This window comes from Geothrix sp. 21YS21S-4, from assembly GCF_030845995.1.
Taxonomy (GTDB): Bacteria; Acidobacteriota; Holophagae; order Holophagales; family Holophagaceae; genus Geothrix.
This window is the reverse complement of sequence record NZ_CP132719.1, coordinates 546,709-567,118: the sequence shown is the minus strand read 5'-3', so window position 1 is coordinate 567,118 and position 20,410 is coordinate 546,709. Positions and strand designations below refer to the sequence as shown.

20 protein-coding genes are annotated in these 20,410 nt (G+C 67.9%); 10 read left to right on the top strand and 10 right to left on the bottom strand.

The window, feature by feature from the left end:
* The first annotated feature begins 223 nt into the window (after positions 1 to 223).
* The 5 genes from RAH39_RS02715 to RAH39_RS02695 all read left to right on the top strand — a co-directional run bounded on the left by RAH39_RS02715 (position 224) and on the right by RAH39_RS02695 (position 6,334).
* The gene (locus RAH39_RS02715; RefSeq protein WP_306591267.1) at positions 224 to 2,590 is read left to right on the top strand and encodes a TonB-dependent siderophore receptor; all 2,367 of its coding nucleotides are present in this window, start codon (positions 224 to 226) and stop codon (positions 2,588 to 2,590) included.
* 27 nt (positions 2,591 to 2,617) lie between these two features.
* Complete coding sequence (locus RAH39_RS02710) at positions 2,618 to 3,808, top strand: PepSY-associated TM helix domain-containing protein (protein WP_306591266.1); 1,191 nt, start codon at positions 2,618 to 2,620, stop codon at positions 3,806 to 3,808.
* Positions 3,809 to 3,878: 70 nt separating this feature from the next.
* Entirely contained in the window at positions 3,879 to 4,946 is a 1,068-nt protein-coding gene (locus RAH39_RS02705; RefSeq protein WP_306591265.1) for a bifunctional methionine sulfoxide reductase B/A protein, read from the top strand.
* A 73-nt stretch (positions 4,947 to 5,019) separates the two neighbouring features.
* Entirely contained in the window at positions 5,020 to 5,919 is a 900-nt protein-coding gene (locus RAH39_RS02700; RefSeq protein ID WP_306591264.1) for a serine O-acetyltransferase, read from the top strand.
* Positions 5,920 to 5,932: 13 nt separating this feature from the next.
* On the top strand, positions 5,933 to 6,334 hold the full coding sequence (locus RAH39_RS02695) for a phage holin family protein (RefSeq protein ID WP_306591263.1): 402 nt from the start codon (positions 5,933 to 5,935) through the stop codon (positions 6,332 to 6,334).
* Positions 6,335 to 6,347: 13 nt separating this feature from the next.
* On the opposite strand, the gene RAH39_RS02690 is transcribed toward RAH39_RS02695, so the two are convergent.
* Positions 6,348 to 6,986: a peptidylprolyl isomerase gene (locus RAH39_RS02690; protein WP_306591262.1), complete on the bottom strand. Its 639-nt coding sequence runs from the start codon at positions 6,984 to 6,986 to the stop codon at positions 6,348 to 6,350.
* A 69-nt stretch (positions 6,987 to 7,055) separates the two neighbouring features.
* Here RAH39_RS02690 and RAH39_RS02685 point away from each other — a divergent pair, with 69 nt between their 5' ends.
* Genes RAH39_RS02685 through RAH39_RS02675 form a run of 3 tightly spaced genes read left to right on the top strand, consistent with a single transcriptional unit; the run spans position 7,056 to position 8,655 of the window.
* The gene (locus tag RAH39_RS02685; protein ID WP_306591261.1) at positions 7,056 to 7,970 is read left to right on the top strand and encodes a prepilin peptidase; all 915 of its coding nucleotides are present in this window, start codon (positions 7,056 to 7,058) and stop codon (positions 7,968 to 7,970) included.
* Positions 7,971 to 8,015: 45 nt separating this feature from the next.
* Positions 8,016 to 8,309 carry a nucleotidyltransferase family protein gene (locus RAH39_RS02680; protein ID WP_306591260.1) on the top strand — a complete coding sequence of 98 codons (294 nt, stop codon included), beginning with the start codon at positions 8,016 to 8,018 and terminating at the stop codon, positions 8,307 to 8,309.
* Positions 8,299 to 8,655 carry a HepT-like ribonuclease domain-containing protein gene (locus RAH39_RS02675; protein WP_306591259.1) on the top strand — a complete coding sequence of 119 codons (357 nt, stop codon included), beginning with the start codon at positions 8,299 to 8,301 and terminating at the stop codon, positions 8,653 to 8,655. Before RAH39_RS02680 ends, RAH39_RS02675 begins: the two co-directional genes overlap by 11 nt.
* A gap of 40 nt (positions 8,656 to 8,695) precedes the next feature.
* On the opposite strand, the gene mce is transcribed toward RAH39_RS02675, so the two are convergent.
* The 4 genes from mce to tmk all read right to left on the bottom strand — a co-directional run bounded on the left by mce (position 8,696) and on the right by tmk (position 11,250).
* Positions 8,696 to 9,106 carry a methylmalonyl-CoA epimerase gene (gene mce / locus RAH39_RS02670; RefSeq protein WP_306591258.1) on the bottom strand — a complete coding sequence of 137 codons (411 nt, stop codon included), beginning with the start codon at positions 9,104 to 9,106 and terminating at the stop codon, positions 8,696 to 8,698.
* A gap of 168 nt (positions 9,107 to 9,274) precedes the next feature.
* A complete protein-coding gene (locus RAH39_RS02665; RefSeq protein ID WP_306591257.1) occupies positions 9,275 to 9,517 on the bottom strand; it encodes a DUF2492 family protein in 243 nt (80 codons plus the stop codon).
* A 63-nt stretch (positions 9,518 to 9,580) separates the two neighbouring features.
* Positions 9,581 to 10,594 (bottom strand): DNA polymerase III subunit, encoded by a 1,014-nt coding sequence (locus RAH39_RS02660; RefSeq protein ID WP_306591256.1) that lies wholly within the window; start codon positions 10,592 to 10,594, stop codon positions 9,581 to 9,583.
* Positions 10,594 to 11,250, bottom strand: coding sequence for a dTMP kinase (gene tmk / locus RAH39_RS02655; RefSeq protein ID WP_306592100.1), 657 nt, complete (start codon positions 11,248 to 11,250; stop codon positions 10,594 to 10,596). Before tmk ends, RAH39_RS02660 begins: the two co-directional genes overlap by 1 nt.
* Positions 11,251 to 11,372: 122 nt before the next feature.
* Between tmk and RAH39_RS02650 the strand changes: the two genes are divergently transcribed.
* Positions 11,373 to 12,323 carry a zinc-ribbon domain-containing protein gene (locus tag RAH39_RS02650; RefSeq protein ID WP_306591255.1) on the top strand — a complete coding sequence of 317 codons (951 nt, stop codon included), beginning with the start codon at positions 11,373 to 11,375 and terminating at the stop codon, positions 12,321 to 12,323.
* Positions 12,324 to 12,327: 4 nt separating this feature from the next.
* Positions 12,328 to 12,834 (top strand): hypothetical protein, encoded by a 507-nt coding sequence (locus RAH39_RS02645; RefSeq protein WP_306591254.1) that lies wholly within the window; start codon positions 12,328 to 12,330, stop codon positions 12,832 to 12,834.
* 31 nt (positions 12,835 to 12,865) lie between these two features.
* On the opposite strand, the gene rfaE1 is transcribed toward RAH39_RS02645, so the two are convergent.
* The 5 genes from rfaE1 to RAH39_RS02620 all read right to left on the bottom strand — a co-directional run bounded on the left by rfaE1 (position 12,866) and on the right by RAH39_RS02620 (position 20,300).
* Positions 12,866 to 13,870 (bottom strand): D-glycero-beta-D-manno-heptose-7-phosphate kinase, encoded by a 1,005-nt coding sequence (gene rfaE1, locus RAH39_RS02640; protein ID WP_306591253.1) that lies wholly within the window; start codon positions 13,868 to 13,870, stop codon positions 12,866 to 12,868.
* On the bottom strand, positions 13,867 to 14,034 hold the full coding sequence (locus RAH39_RS02635; protein WP_306591252.1) for a Trm112 family protein: 168 nt from the start codon (positions 14,032 to 14,034) through the stop codon (positions 13,867 to 13,869). Before RAH39_RS02635 ends, rfaE1 begins: the two co-directional genes overlap by 4 nt.
* 154 nt (positions 14,035 to 14,188) lie before the next feature.
* Positions 14,189 to 16,510, bottom strand: coding sequence for a GH92 family glycosyl hydrolase (locus RAH39_RS02630; protein WP_306591251.1), 2,322 nt, complete (start codon positions 16,508 to 16,510; stop codon positions 14,189 to 14,191).
* An 87-nt stretch (positions 16,511 to 16,597) separates the two neighbouring features.
* Entirely contained in the window at positions 16,598 to 18,187 is a 1,590-nt protein-coding gene (locus RAH39_RS02625) for a choice-of-anchor Z repeating domain-containing protein (protein WP_306591250.1), read from the bottom strand.
* Between the two features lie 70 nt (positions 18,188 to 18,257).
* Positions 18,258 to 20,300 (bottom strand): (Fe-S)-binding protein, encoded by a 2,043-nt coding sequence (locus RAH39_RS02620; protein WP_306591249.1) that lies wholly within the window; start codon positions 20,298 to 20,300, stop codon positions 18,258 to 18,260.
* Positions 20,301 to 20,410 lie beyond the last annotated feature (110 nt).

Genomic DNA, 20,410 nt, shown 5'->3' with positions numbered 1-20,410 from the left:
ATTTATTATCAATAAATTAAAAACATAGATGCCGTGACAGCGATCACAGAAGGTGTGATTGTCAACAATTTAGCTATGAGACTTAGTCTCATTATCATATATTTCTCTTTCCCCGGTGCGGGGCTTCGGCCTCCCCGGCGCTCTTTCCGGTCCCGGTCCCACCGGCGCGCCGTTTCCTCTTTCGATTCCGTCCCCGCGCGGGGTGGGATCTCAGCCAGGAAGGATGTCCATGCTCCTCGGAACCCTGCTCTCCCGCGCCTCGAGCCTGAGGCCGCACGCCCGCCTGGGCGGACTGACCCTCGCCCTGGCGGTGTCGGCCGTCGCCCCCGCTGCCCGAGCCCAGGCCCCCCAGGCGGTCTCCGTCAATCTTCCGGCCCAGCCCCTGGCGCAGGCCCTTGAAGCCCTGGGTCGCCAGGCCGGCCTGCGGGTCGCCGTCGATCCCGCCCTCGTGGCCGGCCGCACGGTGCCCGAGGTGAAGGGATCCTACACGCCCGAAGCCGCCCTGAAGGTCCTGCTCCAGGGCACCGGCCTCGAGGCCCGGATCGCCGGCGGAACGGCCACCATCCAGCGGGCGGGCGGGGAAGCCGTCCTCGCCGAGGTGCGCGTCAAGGGCGCCGCCGTGCGCGAGACCGCCACCAGCGCCACCACCGGCTACCGGCCCAAGCGCTCCCTCACGGGCACCAAGACGGACACGCCCCTCTCCGAGACCCCCCAATCCGTGTCCGTGGTCAGCCGCGAGCAGATCGAGGACCAGGGCGCCATCTCCGTGAGCGACGTCCTGAACTACGCGTCCGGCGTGCGCTCGAACGCCTACGGCGTGGACAGTCGCGGCGACTGGACGCGGGTGCGCGGCACCGAGCCCACCCAGTTCATGGACGGCCTGCTCCAGATCTACGGCTACAACAACAACGTCCGCCCCGATCCCTACCTCCTGGAGCGCGTCGAGGTCCTCCGCGGGCCCTCCTCCATGCTGTACGGCCAGGGCAGCACCGGCGGCGTCATCAACCTCCAGAGCAAGCGGCCCCAGGCCGAGCAGCAGGCGGAGATCGGCCTCCAGCTGGGCACCTACGACCGCCGCCAGATCCAGGGCGACGTGACCGGCGCCCTCACCGACGACGGCCGCTGGTCCTACCGCGTGGTGGGCGTGGGCCGCAAGAGCGACACCCAGGTGGACTTCGTCCCCGACAACCGCTACGCCATCGCGCCCTCTGTCTCCTGGCGGCCCGACGCCAACACCAGCCTCACCTTCCTCGGCTACTGGCAGAAGGACGAGAGCGGCTCCAGCGCCACGTTCCTGCCCTGGTCCGGCACCGTCCTGCCCAACCCCAACGGCCGGATCCCCACCAGCCGCTTCGTCAGCGAGCCCGGCTACGACGAATACAACATGCGCCAGGCCAGCCTGGGCTACCAGTTCGAGCACCGGTTCTCCGACACCTGGACCGTGCGCCAGAACGTCCGCTACGCCGCCAACCGGGGCAGCTACCAGTCGCTCTACCCCGCCAGCAACTTCTCGGATCCCCTGAACCCCTACCTCGACCCCGACCAGCGGATCATCAGCCGCTACATCTGGGCCAACAAGCGCGACGGCCACGCCTTCGCGGCGGACCAGTCCCTCGAAGGCAACATCAAGACGGGCGTGGTGGAGAACCGCATCCTGTTCGGCTTCGACCACATCCGCTACAGCGAGAACGCCGCCTCCGCCTTCGGGTTCAGCCCCACCTTCGACCTCTACAACCCGGTCTACGGGAACTTCACGGCGCCGGACCTGACGCCCAACCCCTCGACCGAACTGCGGCAGACGGGCATCTACCTCCAGGACCAGATCAAGATCGCGTCCCGCTTCTCCATCCTGCTGGGCGCGCGCCGGGATCACGCCACCAACGCATCCGAGGGCTCCCCCACGGACCGCGACAACGCCACCACGGTGCGCGGGGCCTTCATGTACCTGTCCGACTCCGGCTGGTCGCCCTACGTGAGCTACGCCGAGTCCTTCCAGCCAGTGGCCGGCAGCAACTTCTACAACCAGCGCTACAAGCCCCTCCGCGGCGAGCAGTGGGAAGCGGGCGTGAAGTTCCAGAGCGCCTCGGGCGCCACCACCTTCAACGCCGCCTACTACGACCTGAAGGAGAAGAACCGCCAGATCCCCGATCCGGTCCAGCCCCTCAACAACCTGCAGGCGGGCGAGACCAAGAGCAAGGGATTCGAGGCGGAGCTGAAGACCCGCCTGGGCCGCAACTTCGAGCTGGTGGCCAACTTCGACCATATCGACCTTGATGAGCAGCTCGAGGGCGCGCCCGCCAACCAGGGCTCCCTGTGGGGCCGCGTCCGCTTCTCCCTCGCCGGCATGGACGGCTGGTCCGCGGGCCTGGGCTTCCGCCACACCGCGGCGTTCGCCAATCCCGCCGCGCCCGAAGTGGCCGCCACCAACCTCCTGGACGCGATGCTCGCCCTGGAGACCGGCCACTGGCGGTTCGCGCTCAACGGCACCAACCTCACGGACAAGATCTACACCACGACGATCCTGAGCCGGGGCGACGCGTGGTACGGCGCGCGGCGGAACGTCATCGCCAGCGTCACGTACCGCTTCTAGCCCGTTTCTAGCCGAGGGAGGGCCGCCGTGCTCCGTGGATGGTTCGTCAAGCTGCACCGCTGGTTCGGATTGGGTGCGGCGGCCTTTCTCTTCATCGCCGGATTGACCGGCGCGGTCATCTCCTGGGACCACGAGCTGGACGCCTGGCTCAACCCGCGCCTGTTCGCGGCCCGCACCGCGGGCCCGGCCAAGCCGGCCCAGGAGCTGGCCGCGGCGGTGGAAGCCGCGGATTCCCGCGCCCGGATCCGCTTCATGCCCCTCGAAGCGGATCCGGGCCACACCCTGTCCGTATCGGTGGAACCCCGCCTCGACCCCACCACCGGCAAGCCCTACGACCTGGGCTACAACCAGGTCGCGGTGGATCCCGCCACCGGCGAGATCCAGGGCCGGCGCGAATGGGGCCGCGCTTCCCTGTCGCGGGAGAACCTGCTCCCCTTCCTCTACAAGCTCCACTACAGCATGCACATCCCCAAGGCCTGGGGCATCGAGCTGGGAATCCTCCTGATGGGCGTCCTCGCCATCTTCTGGGTGTTCGACAGCTTCATCGCCCTGGGGATTTCGTTTCCGTCCTTCGCCGCCTGGCGCCGCTCCTTCGCGTTCCGGTGGCGCCAGGGCGGGCCCAAGCTGGTCTTCGACCTGCACCGTTCCGGCGGCGTGTGGACCTGGCTGCTGGTCCTGACCCTGGCGGTCACCTCCGTCAGCATGAACCTGGGCCCCCAGGTCATGCGGCCGGTGGTGTCCCTGTTCTCCAAGCTGACCCCTTCTCCTTTTGAAGCCCGCATGGCAGCCCGCTCCGCCACGCCCGCCGAGCCCAAGGTCTCCCTGCCCCAGGCCATCGAGCTGGGGCGGGCCGAAGCCCAGCGCCGGGGCTGGACCGCACCCGCCGGCGGGGTGTTCCTGTCCGCGGAATTCGGCGTGTGGGGCGTGGGCTTCTTCGAGGCGGGCCGCAGCCACGGCGACGGCGGCCTCGGGAATCCCTGGCTCTACTTCGACGCCCAGACCGGGGCCCCGCTGGGGGCCGACGTCCCCGGCACCGGCACCGCCGGCGACATCTTCCTCCAGGCCATGTTCCCCCTCCACTCGGGGCGGATCCTGGGCACCCCGGGCCGGGTGCTGATCTCCCTCATGGGCCTGGTCATCGCCACCTTCAGCGCCACCGGCGTCCTGCTCTGGCTGCGCCGCCGCCGGGCCACCCGGACCGTCCAGGCGGCCCGCTGATCGCGCCTCCCTTTTCGCCCAACGCTTTCCTGCCCGGCGGCATCCAAGCCTTCGACCGGGAGTGAAGCCCATGGCGAAATTGGGAATGTGGTTGACGGCGGCGGGGGTCGGGATGATCGTCTGCGCGGCGCTGGCCCTTCCGCGCCTCCACGGCGGCGACGCCCCGGCTCGATCCAGCGAGGTGAAGGTGACCGCCCCCAGCAAGCCCGCCCCCGAAGCCCTCAAGCAAAAGCTCACGTCCATGCAGTTCCACGTCACGCAGGAGGCGGGGACCGAGCCTCCCTTCCGCAACGAGTACTGGAACGAGCACCGGGAGGGCGTCTATGTGGACGTCGTGAGCGGGCGGCCTCTTTTCTCCTCCAAGGACAAGTTCGACTCGGGCTGCGGATGGCCCAGCTTCACCAAGCCTTTGGAGGAAAAGGACGTGGTGGAGCGGCGGGACACCACCCACGGGATGATCCGCACCGAAGTCCGCTCCACCGAGGCGAATTCCCATCTGGGCCACGTCTTCGACGACGGTCCCCGGGACCAGGGCGGCCTCCGCTACTGCATCAATTCCGCCGCCCTCCGGTTCGTGCCTGTGGCTGATCTGGAGAAGGAGGGCCTGGGCCGCCTGCTTCCCCTCTTCGGAAAGACGGCGCCAGCGCCCCAGGAGGCGCCCGCCAAGGAAGAGACCGCCACCCTGGCCGGCGGCTGCTTCTGGGGCATGGAGGATCTCCTCCGCCAGCAGCCCGGCGTGACCGGCATCGAGGTGGGCTACACCGGCGGGAAGGTGCCCAACGCCACCTACGAGCACCACGACGGCCATGCCGAATCCGTGCAGATCCGCTTCGACCCCTCGAAGACGAGCTACGAGGCGCTGCTGCGCTTCTTCTTCCGGATGCACGATCCCACCACCCTGAACCGCCAGGGCAACGACATGGGCACGTCGTACCGCAGCGCGATCTTCTTCCACTCGGAAGCGCAGCGGCAGACCGCGGAGCGCGTGAAGGCCGAGGTCGACGCCAGCGGCAAATGGAAGCGCCCGATCGTCACCGAGATCGCGCCCGCCGGAGCCTGGTGGCGCGCGGAGGAATACCACCAGGACTACCTGGTGAAGCACCCTGGCGGCTACACCTGCCACTACGTGCGCGACTGACCCCGCGACTGATCCGAGGTTCTGCGGCATCCTGATTCCACGGGCTCCGCGCCCGGACGGATTCGGAGTTCCCATGCCCAGCGAGCCCACTCCCGACCGCGGGTCCGACCTGCACGGCGTCGTGGAATCCCTCGCCGCCGCGTCCACCGCACTGACGGGCATGCCGCTGGGCCGCCGCCAGTTCCCCTCCCGCACCGCCGTGGCGGGGCTGGTGGAAGAACTTCGCGCCCTCCTCTTTCCGGGCTATTTCGGCGCGTCGGACCTGAAGGCCGACACCCTGCGCTACCACCTGGGCGCGCGGATGGACCGGGCCCTCCACGGGCTGTGCGACCAGATCCAGCGGGGCCTGATGGTGTCGGATCCCACCTGCGGCGAATGCGGGGAGCGCTCCCGCGACCTGGCCCAGGCCTTCCTCGCGCGGCTGCCGGAAGTGCGGCGGCTGCTGGCCACGGACGTCCAGGCGGGCTTCGAGGGCGACCCGGCGGCCACCAGCCCCGACGAGGTGCTGTTCTGCTATCCGGGGATGGTCGCGATCACCAGCCAGCGCCTGGCCCACGAACTGCTGAAGCTGGGCGTTCCGCTGCTCCCCCGGATGATCACCGAGCACGCCCACGGCCTGACCGGGATCGACATCCATCCCGGCGCGCAGATCGGCGAGCGGTTCTTCATCGACCACGGGACGGGCGTCGTCATCGGCGAGACCTGCGTGATCGGGCGCAACGTCCGCATCTACCAAGGCGTGACTCTGGGCGCCAAGAGCTTCCCGCTGGACGTCGACGGCCATCCCGTGAAGGGCGTCCCCCGCCATCCGGTGGTGGAGGACGACGTGATCATCTACTCCAATGCCACGGTCCTGGGCCGGATCACCCTGGGCAAGGGGTCGGCCATCGGCGGGAACGTATGGCTCACCCGCAGCGTGTCGCCGGGCAGCGTGATCACCCAGGCCAACGAGAAGGACGGGATGCCCGCCTGATCCAGGAGATCCGATGAACACCGCGCTCCGCTTTCTGTTTTCCGCCGTGGGCCTGCTGGTGGCCAGCGCCCTGGTCCCCGGCCTGGGCCACGGGTCCTTCCTGGACCTGGTGATCGTGGCCGTCATCCTGGCCGCCCTCAACGCCACCGTGGGGATCTTCCTGAAGATCGTCGCCTTCGTCCCGATGGCCTGCTCCTTCGGGTGCTTCAGCCTGGTCATCAACGGGCTGGTCTTCTGGCTGGCGGGGAGCCTGTCCGCGCGGCTGGGCCTCGCGTTCACCGTCAGCGGGTTCTGGGCGGGCTTCTTCGGGGCTCTGGTGACCAGCGTGGTGGCCTCGGCCCTCGGCGCGATCTTCATCCCCAACGACCGCCGGCGGCCCCAGGGACCGCCGCCGCCCATCAAGATCATCAATTAAATGAAGCCGCTTCCTACTGGGGGAGCAGAACCGCGTCCTTGAGCCGGACGGGATACTGCGGCACCGCGCTCTGGCCCTTGCGCCATTCGGTCCGCACCTTTTCGATCTTGTCCACGACCTCCATGCCCGACACCACCCGGCCGAACACGCAGTAGCCGTAGTTGTCGTCGCTCATGTCGCGGTGGTCCAGCGCCTTGTTGTCCACGGTGTTGATGTAGAACTGGGCCGTGGCGCTGTGGGGCGAGCCCGTCCGCGCCATGGCCACGGTCCCGCGGGTGTTCTTCAGCCCGGCGCGGAACGTCTGCGGCGCTTCGTTGAGGATGGGCGCGCGGGTGGGCTTCTCCTCCATGTTCTCCAGCAGCCCGCCGCCCTGGACCATGAACCCGTCGATGACGCGGTGGAAGATGGTGCCCTTGTAGTGGCCGTCCTTCACGTACTGGAGGAAGTTCTCCACGGTCTTGGGGGCGAGTTCCGGCTCCAGCTCCAGCACGATCGGCCCGTAGCTGGTGAGCACCTGGACCCGGGGCTTCGTCACGGGGACCGGCGCGGGAGCCGCGACGGGCGCGGGCGTCGAGGGGGGAGCCGGCGCGGGGGCGGGTGCCTGGGCGGCCAGGGACAGGCTGACGGAAAGGGCGAGGGCGAAACGGATCACGGATGCTCCCAGGGCGTTCCCCTCCATTCTGCCGCGAACGGGAGGGAAGTCCCCGGTATGGTGGTCTCCATGCCCTTTCTGGACCTTCCGCCCTGGCTTCTCAGCCTCTTCCTGGCGCCCTTCGGGCTGCTGCTGGGCTCGTTCTGCAATGTGCTCATCCACCGCCTTCCCCAGGAGGCGCCCGAGGACCGCGACGTGGTCACGAAGGCCAGCCACTGCCCTTCCTGCAAAGCGAAGGTCAAGCCCTGGCACAACGTCCCGGTCTTCGGCTGGCTGTGGCTGCGGGGGAAGTGCGCCGCCTGCGGGTGGGCCATCCCCTTCCGCTACCCGCTGGTGGAGCTGCTGGGCGGCCTCATCCTGGGCGCCGCCCATTGGCTCTTTCCCTTCGGGACGCTGATCTGGCTCAAGGCCGTCCTGTGCGCCTTCGCGCTGGTGGTGCTGTTCTTCACGGACTTCACCGAGATGATCCTGCCGGACGCGATCCAGTTTCCTCTGATGGTCCTGGGCGTCCTCGCCGCCCTGCCCCAGCTGGCGTGGCCCGAATCGCTGATGAAGGTGTGGAGCCGCGACGGCAGCCTCCTCCAGGTCCTGACCTTCCACAACGGGCTGCAGCCCGCGCCCGCCTTCCCGCGATTCGAGGCCACTGTCACCTGGCAGCAGAGCCTCCTGGGTCTCGTCATCGGCTATGGCGCCCCGGCCCTCCTGAACCTCGCCTACAAGGCCCTCCGCAAGACCGATGGCCTGGGAATGGGCGACTTCAAGATGCTGGCCTGGCTGGGCGCCTTCTGGGGCTGGGCTCCCATGCTCGGCATCCTGTTCGTCGGCGCCGCCCTGGGCACCGCCGTCGGCGTCCCCCTCATGCTGACGCGCCGCTCCGGCGCCCAGACCATGCTCCCCTTCGGCTGCTTCCTGGCCCTGGCCACGCCCCTGGTCGTGTTCTTCGGCCGGGCCCTGTGGCTGGGGTACCTGGGGTGGATCGGCTGAGGGCCGCTGCGCCTCTTCGCCTACAATGGGCCGGAGGCGCTCTCCATGGATCGTCAGCGGGCATTGCAGATTCTCCGCCAGGCCCTCCCGGACCTGAGGCAGCGCTACGCCGTGAAGGAACTCGCCCTCTTCGGGTCCACGGCCCGGGACGAATCGGGCCCGGAAAGCGACGTGGATCTGCTGGTGACCTTCGAGGGTCCCGCGCGATTCCGCGCCTTCATGGGTCTCCAGTTTGAACTGGAAGATCTGCTTGGAACCCGAGTGGACCTGGTGACCATAGGAGCTGTGAAACCCGCGCTGCGGCCGCGGATCGATCGGGATCTCATCCGTGTCGCGTGATCCGCGCCTCTTCCTGCAGGACATCCTGGAAGCTGCGGAGAAAGCATCCGTTTACGTCCGGGATCTCCCCCGCGCGGAATTCGAGACCCATGGGATGGTCTACGATGCGGTGATCCGCAACCTGGAGATCCTCGGAGAGGCGGCCAAGCGCCTTCCGGAGTCCATGAAGGAAGCTGCCCCGGAGGTTCCGTGGCGAATGGTCTGCGGATTCCGAGATCATCTGGCTCACCCCTATTTCGGCATTGATGACGACACCGTATGGGACGTGGTGATCCACGAGTTGCCAGCCCTCACCCAAGCGGCCAGACGGCTGCTGGAGTCCCTGCCCCCTGAAGAGGCCCCTTAGCATTCCTCCACCCGCTGGAGGAATGCTCTGCTCGTGAATCTCAGTGCCCGCCACCCTGGCTCAGCTCCATCAGCACGCCGCCGGTCTCGGCGGGGTGGATGAAGGCCACGCGGCAGCCGTGGGCGCCGTTGCGGGGCGCTTGATCGATCATCCGGACGCCCTTGGCCAGGAGCTGGGCCACGGCGACGTCGATGTCGTCCACCTCGAAGCAGACGTGGTGGATGCCCGGGCCGCGCTTGGCGAGGAACTTTCCGACGGGGCCGTCCGGATCAGTGCTCTCCAGGAATTCCAGGGTGCTCTCGCCCACGGGGAAGAACGCCGTCTTCACCTTCTGATCGGGCACGGCCTCGGTGTGGTCGGCGGCCATGCCGAACAGCCGCGCCATGCGGGCCACGGCCTCGTCGAGGCCCGGCGCCGCGATCCCCAGGTGGTTGATCCGCAGGAGTCTCATGGGACCAGTGTACTCCCGGCCCCCTCCCCGACTGGGCCTCATAGCAAAGGGCGATCAAGACCCAAGGTTCTCATTCACCGCCAAGAAAAGTATCCGGACTTGGTTTGTTCTTCTTGGCGTCCTTGGTGTCTTGGCGGTGATCTTTAATCTTTTGAATGCAGAGCGGTCTCAGTGCTGGCAGGCGGGGGCGTTCCCCAGGCTGATGGTGCCGTGCTCGACGCTGACCTTCCCCTTGCTCCCCAGGAAGGCCACCACGCCGTCGAAGTCGAAGGCGCCCCCGTGGCAGTTGTGGTAGACGGCGTCGGGCCCGTGGGCGGCGATGGACGCGGCCCGCAGGTCCGCCAGAGAGGCCGAGCCGCCCCGCGCCAGGAGGAGGGACAACAAATCGTGGCCGTAGAGGGGTTCGGACATGGGTTTCCCTTTCAGGAGCTGCAACTCCCAAATCAAGTCTAGCCCGGTCCGGCTTGACCGGGATCACGCCCTGGGCAGCGCCAGGGCCACTTCCCGCAGGAGGGGCTCGGGACTCAGGTTCCGCGGCAGGTGGCGCAGGGCGTCGAGGGCGGCCTCCTGGGGCGCTTTCAGGTCGCCGGAGCGCGCGGCCAGGGCTTCCAGGGCGCCGCGCCAGGGCTCCAGGGACGGGGCCTCGCCCGCCCGGATCCGCGCCAGATCCGCGAGCACCCGGAGCAGCAGTTCCAGGGGCTGTCGGAGCTGCTCCCCCTGGGCCAGCGGGGACTCGCGCTCGGGCAGGAGGGCGTCGCCGGCCTCGGTGAAGGGACGGCCGCCCAGCAGCGCGATCCAGGCATCCACCTGGGCTTCGGCGCGGCGGAAGATCGCCTCATCAAGGAAACGGAGGCTCCCGTCGCCCAAAGCCTCCCACCGCGGGCGATCGGCCTCGTCCCATCCCTGGCGCCGGGCCACGGCCCAGGCCTCCTCGGGTGGAAGGGGGGCGAAGGGGATCCGCTCGCAGCGGCTGCGGATGGTCTGGAGCAGCGCCTCGGGCCGGTGGGTGACCAGGATGAAGTGGGTGCCCTCCGGCGGCTCCTCCAGGGTCTTCAGCAGGATGTTCCCGCTGGATTCGTTCAGGCGGTGCGCCTCCTCGATGATGATCCAGCGGTGGCAGCCCAGGGGCGGCGCCAGCGAGGCCCACTCGATGACGCCCCGGCTGAACCGGGGCTGGTTGCTGGAATCCAGGCCCTCGCGGATCTGATCGATGCGGATGACCCCGGCCTTCCCCTCCGGCGCGATCCGCAGGAGGTTGGGCAGTTCGAAGGGCAGGTCCTCGCCCTGCAGCATCCGGCAGCCCTCGCACTCGCCGCAGGCGGTCCGGCGCAGGCAGATCTCCCGCTGGGCGAGTTCGAGGGCCACCCGGCGCTTGCCGATTCCCTCGGGGCCCGTGAACAGGAGCGACCCGCGGATCCGCCCGTCCCGCAGGCGGTCCAGCAGGCGCTGCCGGAGGGCGCGGTGGCCGGCGAGGTGCGGCGAGAACATCAGGAAACCTCGAACCCGGCGTGGCGCAGCTTGGGAGCCACGCGGGCCCAGATGGCCGCCTCCACCTGCTCCACGGGGTCGCGGGCGGGCACCAGGGCCACGCGGTCGGGGTGGCTGCGGGCGATCTGGAGGAAGCGCTCCCGCACCTGGCGGTGGAAGGCGAGCGCCGCGTGGTCGAAGCGCGTCTCCGCGAACTCGGTCCCCAGCGACAGGTTCCGCACTTCCACCCGCTGGAGGGAAACCTCGGGATCCACGTCCAGGATCACCGTGAGGTCGGGACGGAGGCCCTTCAGCACCAGGTCGCTGAGCCGGTCGAGGGACGCGTCCGGCACCCCGCTGGCGCCCTGGTAGGCCCGGCTGGAATCCTCGAAGCGGTCCACCAGGACCACCTGCTTGGCCGCCAGGGCCGGGCGGATCACCGCATAGAGGTGCTGGGCCCGGTCGGCATAGAAGAGCAGAAGTTCCGAATCCGGGCACCAGGCGTCGCCGCTGGCGTGGGGCTCCAGCAGCAGCCGGCGCAGCTCGCGACCCAGAGGGGTCCCTCCGGGCTCCTTGGACACCACCAGGGGCAGGCCGAGCCGCCGCAGCCGCTCGGAGAGCCGCAGGAGCTGGGTGGACTTGCCCGACCCCTCCACCCCTTCGATGGTGATGAACACGCCCCTCAACGCCGCCTCCCGCTCCGTTGAGGATACCCCGCGGCGGGGCTTTTCCGGCCCCACGGCCGCGTTGGCCCGGCCTGCCCCGGGTGCTATCCTGCTCGAAACTCCAGGAGTTCCAGGTGGCCGAAGCGATCCATTGCCCCAGCTGCTCCACCCGCTATCGCCTGCGCTCCGAGCGGCTCCGCCCCGCCATCCGCCGGGCCAAGTGCTTCTCCTGCGGCAGCGTGTTCCCCGTGGGCGACGTCGTGGCCCGCCTGCTCGCGCCGCCCGCGTCCGCCGAGGAGCTGGAGCCCCTGCACTCGCTCCATCTCGGCGACCTGGAAGACGAGCCGGAAACCGAGGCTCCGCTTCCGCCGCCGGCCTTCCCGCCCGAGATCACCGAGACGACCCTCTCCGGCTACACCTCCGCCCGCGACGCCATCGACAAGCTGTTCGGGGACGCGCCCGTGTCGTCGCCGGGGCTGAAGGCCTCGCCGGATCCGTCGTCCATGGACATGGAAGCCACGCTGTCGGCGCTGGAAGCGACCCTCGGCGGCGTGCCGGCCACGCCTTCTCCCGAGGCCCCCCAGCCCGCCGGCACGGATCCGGCGTGGGCGGGCGACGGCCCCACGGAATCGAGCCGCATCTCCCCCCGCATCGGCCGGGACGCCCAGGCCGCCAGCAGCACCACGGTCCGCCTCTCCCAGGAGGACCTCCAGGCGATCCTGGATTCGGCGCCCCAGGCTTCCGCCCCGGCCCCTTCCCAGCCCGTGGTCCGCGCCGCGGCGCCCGTGGCAGCGGCCGATTCCGGCGGCGAACTCCTGCGCCTCAAGATCGGGGAGGAGATCTACCCCGGCCTGACCATGGGCCAGCTCACCGCGTGGGTGGAGGAGGGCCGCATCCTCGAAGGCCACCTCGTGGCGCGCCAGCACAGCGAGAACTGGCTGGAGGCCCACAAGGTGCCCGGCCTGCGTCCCGTCTTCGACCGCCTGCGCCGGGAGCGCAGCGGCGGAAGCGCCACCCTCAGCAGCCCCGTCCTCGACATCGCCCCCAAGAAGAGCCTCTTCGGCGGCCTCTTCGGAAAGAACTGATCCCATGCCCGCCCTGCTGCTCGCCGCCCTCCTCGCCCTGCCCCAGACGCCCGCCCAGGAGCCTCCGCCGGCCCCGGCGCCCGCCGTCACCACCCCGGCCGCCCCAGCTCCGGCCGGGGAGACCTCCCTCTCCTACTTCTCCGAATCCTTCCCCTTCTCCTGGGACCGCACCATTCCCCTGTCGGTGAACCTGGATGGGCTGAAGGTCACGCGCATCTTCTTCAACAAGCGCGTGGTGGAATCGGGGTTCTTCAACATCCTGAAGGGCGCCGAATTCGGCACCCGCGCCCAGGTGGAAGTCACCAACACCGGAAAGTACCCCAAGATCCCCGGCTTCGCCGTGGCCGTGCTCGACCGCGAAGGAAAGCTGCTGGGCGTGGCCTCCGGCGGCACCAAGCTGGGCACGGTGAAGCCCGGCGAGACCGAGACCTTCGACCTGAACTTCACCCAGGTGAAAGAGCGCCTCGCCCGCGGCGACCGGTTCGTCCTGGCGATCGAACTGCGGAACTAGGCCCGTCCCTCCAGGCAATCCCGCGCCGGACCTAGACCGCTTCCTGCTCGCAGTAGTGGGCGAGGAGTTCGGCGGGCGTGACGGTGGCGGTCCCGGCCTTGGCGACCACCAGGCCCGCGGCGGCGTTGGCCAGCATGGCGGCGTCGCGCCAGTCCGCCCCGGCGGCCACGGCGGCTCCGAAGGCGGCGATCACGGTGTCGCCGGCGCCGCTGACGTCGAAGACCTCCTGGGCCTCGGTGGGGATCATCCACGGCGCGCGGTGGCCGGCGTCGGTGGAGAAGAGCGCCATTCCCCGCTCGCTGCGGGTCACGAGGAGGCCCTTCAAATCCAGTTCGGCCATCAGCGCCGCGCCCGCCGCGGCCATCTCCGCGTCCGTCTTGGCGGGCCGGTGGGCCAGTTCCGCGGCCTCCTTGGTGTTGGGCGTCATCAGCGTCGCGCCGCGGTAGAGCGCCTTGTGGGCGGGCTTGGGATCCACGATCCAGGGCAGGTTCCGCGCGGCGCAGAGCTCCCGGACGGCGTCCATCACCGGCTCGTTGACCGCGCCCTTGGCGTAGTCGGACACGATCAGGGCCGAGGCCTCGTCCAGGGCCTGCTCCAGGCGGGTCTTCAGGCCCAGGAGGACGGCGGGATCGGGCGGCCCGATCTCCTCCCGGTCGATGCGGAGCATCTGCTGCTGCTGGCCCATGACGCGGGTCTTGATGATGGTGGGGCGGGAGGCGTCCAACACGAGGCTGGAGATGGAGATCCCCAGATCGCTCAGGAGGCCGAGCACCCGGTCGCCCGCCGCGTCCTTCTGAAGGGTGCCGATGAGCAGCGGCTCCGCCCCCAGCGCCCGGAGGTTGGCGGCCACGTTGGCGGCGCCGCCCAGCACGGCGCGCTCGCCCACCACGCGCACGATGGGCACGGGCGCTTCCGGCGAGATGCGGCTGACCTCGCCGAACAGGTACTCGTCCAGCATCACGTCGCCCAGGACGGCCACCTTCCGGCCCTCCATCCGCTGCAGGAGGGATTCGGCTTCGACGCGGCCCAGCCTCATGCCTCGTCCTTCCGCGCGCGGTCCACCAGCATCACGGGAATGCCGTCCTCAATGGGATAGGCCAGGCCGCAGCTCTGGCAGCGGAGGGCCTCGGGCCGTTCCACGAGGTCGCCGTGGCAGGCCGGACAGCAGAGGATCTCGAGGAGGCGCGGGTCGAGCGGCATGGGGACAGATTAGCGGAACCTGCTTGGCGGTGAATCTCGGCGGAAAAAACTGGGAACCGCAGATGACGCAGATCGCGCAGATGAAAAGACAGGGTCTGCGGCCATCTGCGTCATCTGCGGTTCAATCCTTGATCCTGCGGTCCCCGGCGGGGCTTCAATCCACAGGCAGGGACTCCGGCAGGGCGCCGGGGCCGGTCCCCCAGGCCTTGTTGGGCTTCGGCCCCATTTCGTAGACGATCTCGCCGCCCCGGACGAGGTCGCCGTGGCGGAAGTAGGCCTTGTCCCAGCGCCGGCCGTTCAGGAGGACGCCCTGGACGTAGATGTTCTTTTCGTCCAGCTTGGGGGCGCGCAGCATGAGGCGCCGGCCGTCCTCGAAGGCGATCGCCATCTCGCGGCTGGCGGGGGCGCCGATCACGTACTGGTCACTGCCCGGCGCCACGGGATAGAAGCCCAGGGCGCTGAACAGGTACCAGGCGGACATCTGGCCCACGTCGTCGTTGCCGCAGAGGCCGTCCGGACGGTCCAGGTACATCTGTTCCCGGATGGCCCGCACCCGCGCCTGGGTCTTCCAGGGCTGCCCGGCCCAGACGTAGAGGTAGGGCACGTGGTGGCTGGGCTCGTTGCCGTGGGCGTAGTTCCCCATCATGGAGACCCGCGCCAGGTCCTCGGTCTCGGCGAAGAACTTGTCGTCCAGGTGCATGGTGAACAGCTCGTCGAGGCGGCGGCCGAAGGCCTCCGGGCCGCCGCACTGCTTCACCAGCCACCCGGCGTCGTGGGGCATGTACAGGCTGTAGTTCCAGGCGTTCCCCTCGATGTAGCCCTGGTCGTGGGTCTGGAGGGGATCGAAGGGCTCGCGCCAGCTTCCGTCCGCCTTCCGCGCCCGCATGAAGCCCGTTTTCGGGTCCCACAGGTTGCGTCCGAAGCGGGCCCGCCGCAGGAACTCGACTTCATCGGCCTTCTTGCCGAGAGCCCCCGCCATGCGGGCGATGGCCCAGTCGTCGTAGGCGTATTCCAGGGTCTTGGAGGCGCTGGAGCTGTTCCCCTCGTCAGGCACCCAGCCCAGCTTCATGTAGCCGTCCAGCCCGTCGTAAGCGCCGTGGGTGGCGGTGGCCTTCATGGCCGCGAAGGCCTTCTCGCCGTCGAAGGAGCGGATCCCCTTCGCCCAGGCGTCGGCGAGGACGCTCACGGCGTGATAGCCGGTCATGCACCAGTTCTCCTGGCCGTGGTGGCTCCACACCGGCAGCATCTTCCACGGCGACTGGTCGTAGTGGGCGAGCATGGACTGGACCATGTCGCCGGCGCGGCGGGGCTCGATCAAGGTGTAGAGCGGGTGCAGCGCCCGGTGGGTGTCCCACAGGCTGAACACGGTGTGGTTCGTGAAGCCCTTGGCCTCGTGGATCGCCCCGTCCAGGCCGCGGTAGCGTCCGTCCACGTCCTGGAATTCCACCGGCCCCAGCAGGCTGTGGTAGAAGGCCGTGTAGAAGGTGCTCCGCTGCGAGACCGTGCCCGCGAAGTCGAGGCGCGACAGTCCCTTCTCCCAGGCGTTCGAGGCGGCCGCGGCGGTTCCGTCGAAGTCCCAATCGGGGGTTTCGGCTTTCAGGTTCGCCAGAGCCCCTTCTTCGCTGACGGCGGACAGGGCCACCTTCACCAGGATCCGCTCGCCCTCCGCCGTGTCGAAATCGAAGTGCAGGCGAAGCTTCGTGCCGGCCATTTCGGGGAAGTTCGCGGTCTGGTCCCACTTCCGCCAGAAGCCGCGGTAGACCGAGGCCGGCTCGCCCTGCTGACCGTAGCTCTTGAAGGGCTTGCTGAAGGCCATGGCGAAGTAGAGGTGGCGGTCCCGCGCCCAGCCGCGGACGTGGCGGTAGCCCGTGACCAGGTCGGGGCCCTTCACCTGGACGCGGGACCACAGGACCTTGCCCTCGTAGTTGTAGATGGAATGGACGAGGTCCAGCACCACGCGGCTGTCCGCGCTCTTGGGGAAGGTGTAGCGGTGGACGCCCACGCGGGTGGTGGCCGTCAATTCGGCCTTCACGCCCGGGTCCGTGAGCGTCACTCCGTAGTAGCCGGGGCGCGCGACCTCGCCGGCGTAGTGGGAGCGGTAGCCGCTGCCGGGCTTCGCGGCATCGCCGGGCTCCAGCTTCAGCGGCCCCACCGTGGGCATCACCAGCAGGTCGCCCAGGTCCGAGTGGCCCGTGCCGTGGAGGTGCGTGTGGCTGAAGCCCACGATGGTCGGATCGCCGTGCTGGTAGCCCGCGCAGTAGGCGTAGACCTCCTTCCGGTAGGTCTTCCCGTCCGTGGAGTACATCGCCGTGTCCGTATCGGGGCTCAGCTGGACGAACCCGAAGGGCACCGTGGCGCCGGGATAGCAGTGGCCCATGTCCTTCGTGCCGATGAACGGATCCACGCTGTCCACGCGCCGAGATTGGGCGGACAATAGAGTGCAAGCTAGGAGTAGGACCAGCAGCCTCAGTCTCATAAATGATTCCTTCCGGACGCCGACCAGATTACCCCTTCCTCGGAATGAGACATGAGGCCACTAGGCAGTAAGGAGGCGAGATTTCTCCTAAAACGCCCTAACCAAATCGGTTTGGAAGATATACATTGAGGAGTCACTTCCAATACCGGCATCCTGGGCTACCGCCAAGCCATTGCGCCCCCATCGCACGATCCGAACAGGTAGGTTTCGGATGCCATGGAGCACCAGGGCCCCCACTCGGTTCAAAGTAGTGAGGTCATAAACCATCAGGTATACGGTTCCGTACTGCCCTGAATCACCCACGAAGTACATTCGATTATTTGGGGGATCCAGAAAAAACTGGGACTGGAATCCTGTCCCGATAGATTTCGGCCGTACGATAAATTGAGTGGGATCAATGACGAGGCCATTACTGGTATATAGCGCACCCCCCCATGCAGCCAGCCCAGTTCCGTAGGTGACATTTAAAGTTTGCGACCGACCGAGCAGGAGGAGACCGCCTGCATCCACGGAGTAGGCCGCCAGATCAAAGGAAGAAAGGCCGTTGTTCAGGATGTAGAACCTGCTTCCACTTGTGTCGAAGGCAACACAATCCCCGTAGCCATAGACAGCCCCGTGTCCGGGCCTTCCCACATTTCCATCGTAGATCACGATCTCCTGGCCACCCAATAATGCGGGCTGTCCTACCAGAATGGAGCCGGGCGCGCCCGGGACGGCAAGAAGGGTCAAAGCCCCCTCCGAAGGCAGATCAAAGGCCATGACCTCCGCCAGCCCCGGCCACGCTAATCGGCGGATCCGGCTCGACCATCGGGACCCCACGTAGAGGGATCTCTTGTCGCTCGCAGCTACCATCGATGTCGGCTTACCCAAAGCAAGCAGTGGAGACACCGATCCTGTCTCAGGATCGATTCGGATCAACTGACCAGCATATGTAGAGCTCGTCTCCGGAACAATGGCCAGAAGTTGGCCGCCATCGGGACTTTCCATGATTCCAGTTACCTGCTGGTTGATTGTGATGTTCACAATCTGGGCAGGCGTAATCCAACCACTCGGGCTGTAGAGAGCGACCACCGCATAACCTGGCCGAGCAACTTCAGAAGCGGGAATGGTGGTGAATGCATAGCCAGTCGCCACATCAACAGTGGTTGGCAGGGAAAGCCCATTCCAGATGATGACGGATTTATCGTCCACCGGAAGGCCCCACATGGCCAGCCGAAACGATGGTGACCCTGCCACGACTTGCGTCGGAGATGTAATCGGAGTGAGATAGCCCGCTTTAAAATTGGCGGAGGAGATTGTCTTTAGTTCTGACGTTTCTCGCGCCGGCGAGGTATTCCGAACTTGGCAATTTCCGCCGGAAGCCAACTCCTGGGCGTTGACAAAGGTCGATAGACGATCTGGCCCCAAGAAGGTGGTGGGAAGTTCGCGACCATTGAGAAGGATCACGGAGCTGCTGTTGAAGTTCGAGCCTGGCACCGTCAAGAGAAAGGAGGGTGTATCCGGCGGGCAGGCCATGGTTGCCACCGTAATCCGAGGAGCCGTCGCAGATGACGGTGGGGCAGCGCCTCCACCACCGCCACAGCCGATTGCCACGAACAGAGTCAAGAGCGCAGCAGCGAGGAAATACCCCTGCCGGAACGCGGACCGCTGGGCACCAAGCCAGAAAATACAATGCATGCCTCTCTCCTTCCCAATGACTCGGAATTCCCAATGGCAACGCCATTGCCGCTGCGCCCAGTCCACCCGCTCAGGCCTTCAGCGCCTTGGCCGCCAGCTCCAGCACGTCGGTGGTGGCGACGCCCTCGTGGCCCGTCTCGCCCGCGGCGTTGTTCAGCATGACGTTGCAGAAGGGGCAACCCACGGCGATGGTGGTGGCCTTGGTCTCCATCGCCTGCTCGAAGCGCTCGTGGTTGATGCGCTTGCCCAGGTGCTCCTCCAGCCAGAACCGGCCGCCGCCGGCGCCGCAGCACATGGTGGCCTCGCCGTGCTTTTCCATCTCGGTGAGCTTCACGCCGGGAATGGCGTCCAGGATGGCCCGGGGCGCCGCCACCTGGCCGTTGATGCGGCTGAGGTAGCAGGGGTCGTGGTAGGTGAGGTCCGTCTCCACGGTCTGGTCCAGCTTCAGCTTGCCGTCGGCCATCAGCTTGGCCACCAGCTCCGTACCGTGGACCACCTCGAACTCGCCGCCGAAGGCCGGGTACTCGTTCTTCAGGGTGTTGAGGCAGTGGGGGCAGTTGGTGACGACCTTCTTCACGCCGTGACCCTTGAGGGTCTCCACGTTGGCCTCGGTGGCGGACTGGAACAGGTACTCGTTCCCCAGGCGCCGGGCGGACTCGCAGGTGCAGCTCTCCTCCGTGCCCAGGATGGCGAAGGACACGTCCGCGGCCTGCAGCAGCTTCACCAGGGACTTGGACACCTTCTGGCCGGCGGCGTCGTAGCTGCCCGCGCAGCCCACCCAGAACAGGTACTCGGCGTCGGGCTTCTCCTCCACGGTGGGCACCTCCAGGCCCTCGGCCCACTTGGCGCGGTCGGCCTGGGGCAGGTTCCAGGGGTTGCCCTGGCGCTCCATGCCCTTGAAGGCCGTCTGGGCCTCCGCCGGGAAGTCGCTCTCCTCCAGGGTGAGGTAGCGGCGCATCCCCACGAGCTTGTCCACGAAGGTGATCTGGAGGGGGCAGGCCCACTCGCAGTAACCGCAGCTGGTGCAGGCCCAGATGGTGTCCTGGCTGATCCAGCCTTCGAGCTGGGCCTTGCTCCAGGGCGCCTCCTCGTCGTCGCGCTTCCAATAGGCGCCTTCGGGAACGAGCCCGCCGATCAGCTTGCGGTCCTCGGGCACGGGCTTGTCCTGGGCCATCTGCTCCAGGGGCGTGGCCTTCAGGTAGTCGCGCAGGTCGGTGCCGTAGTTCTTGGGCCGCAGGGGCTTGCCCGTGAGGGTGGTCGGGCAGTTCTCCAGGCAGCGCCCGCACTCCACGCAGGTGTAGAAGTCGAGCATCTGCTTCCACGTGAAGTCCTGGATCCGGTTGACACCGAAGTGCTCGGAGTTCTCCAGATCCATGGGCTTGAGGTTCTTCCGGGGCTCCAGGTCGCGGAAGTAGATGTTGAACAGCGACGTGAACACGTGGAAGTGCTTGGAGTAGGGCAGGAAGTTGGCGAAGAAGTAGAGCATCGCCAGGTGCAGCCACCACATGCTCTTGTAGAGCACGGTGAGGCCCGTCTCGCTCATTCCGCCCAGCCACCGCGCCACCGCCACGCCCGCGGGGGACCAGGCGGCCCAGGCGGGATGGTGCAGCGCCACGAAGGCGCCGTCCGCCAGCAGGTCCGTGACCATCAGGCTGCCGATGAGGCTCAGCGTCGCCCACGCGTCGAGGGAGTTCTCCAGCCGCCAGGGCTTCGCGGCGACGCGGCGGAAGGCGGCGAGGCCCAGGCCCAGCAGCACCAGCACCTCGAATAGGTCCTTCGTGGCCTGGTAGCCGTAGCCGAACCCGCCCAGGGCCTCGGTCATGTGGAAGGCGGGAAAGAGGCCCTCCACCACCAGGCCGATGGAGCGCAGCGACAGGACGCAGAAGCCCCAGAAGATCAGGATGTGGTAGAAGCCCGCGTAGGGATCGCGCACCATCCGCTTCTGCGCGAGCGCCAGGGTGAACACGCCCTTCAGCCGCTCCCAGGGCTGGTCGAAGCGGTTGTCCGGCAGGCCCGCCTTCAGCGTCTCGAACCGCTTCCGCATGGTCCATGCGAAGAACCCGCCGGCGCCCAGGGTCATGATCCAGAACAATGCGATTTCCAGGGCCTTCATGGGATTCCTCCTCGCCGCCGGACCCGGATGGAACCCGCCGGGCGCGCGGTCCGGCATTGTCTCACCCGATGATCAAGTATGCGGTGTCGAAGGGACAGTGTAGCGATGGG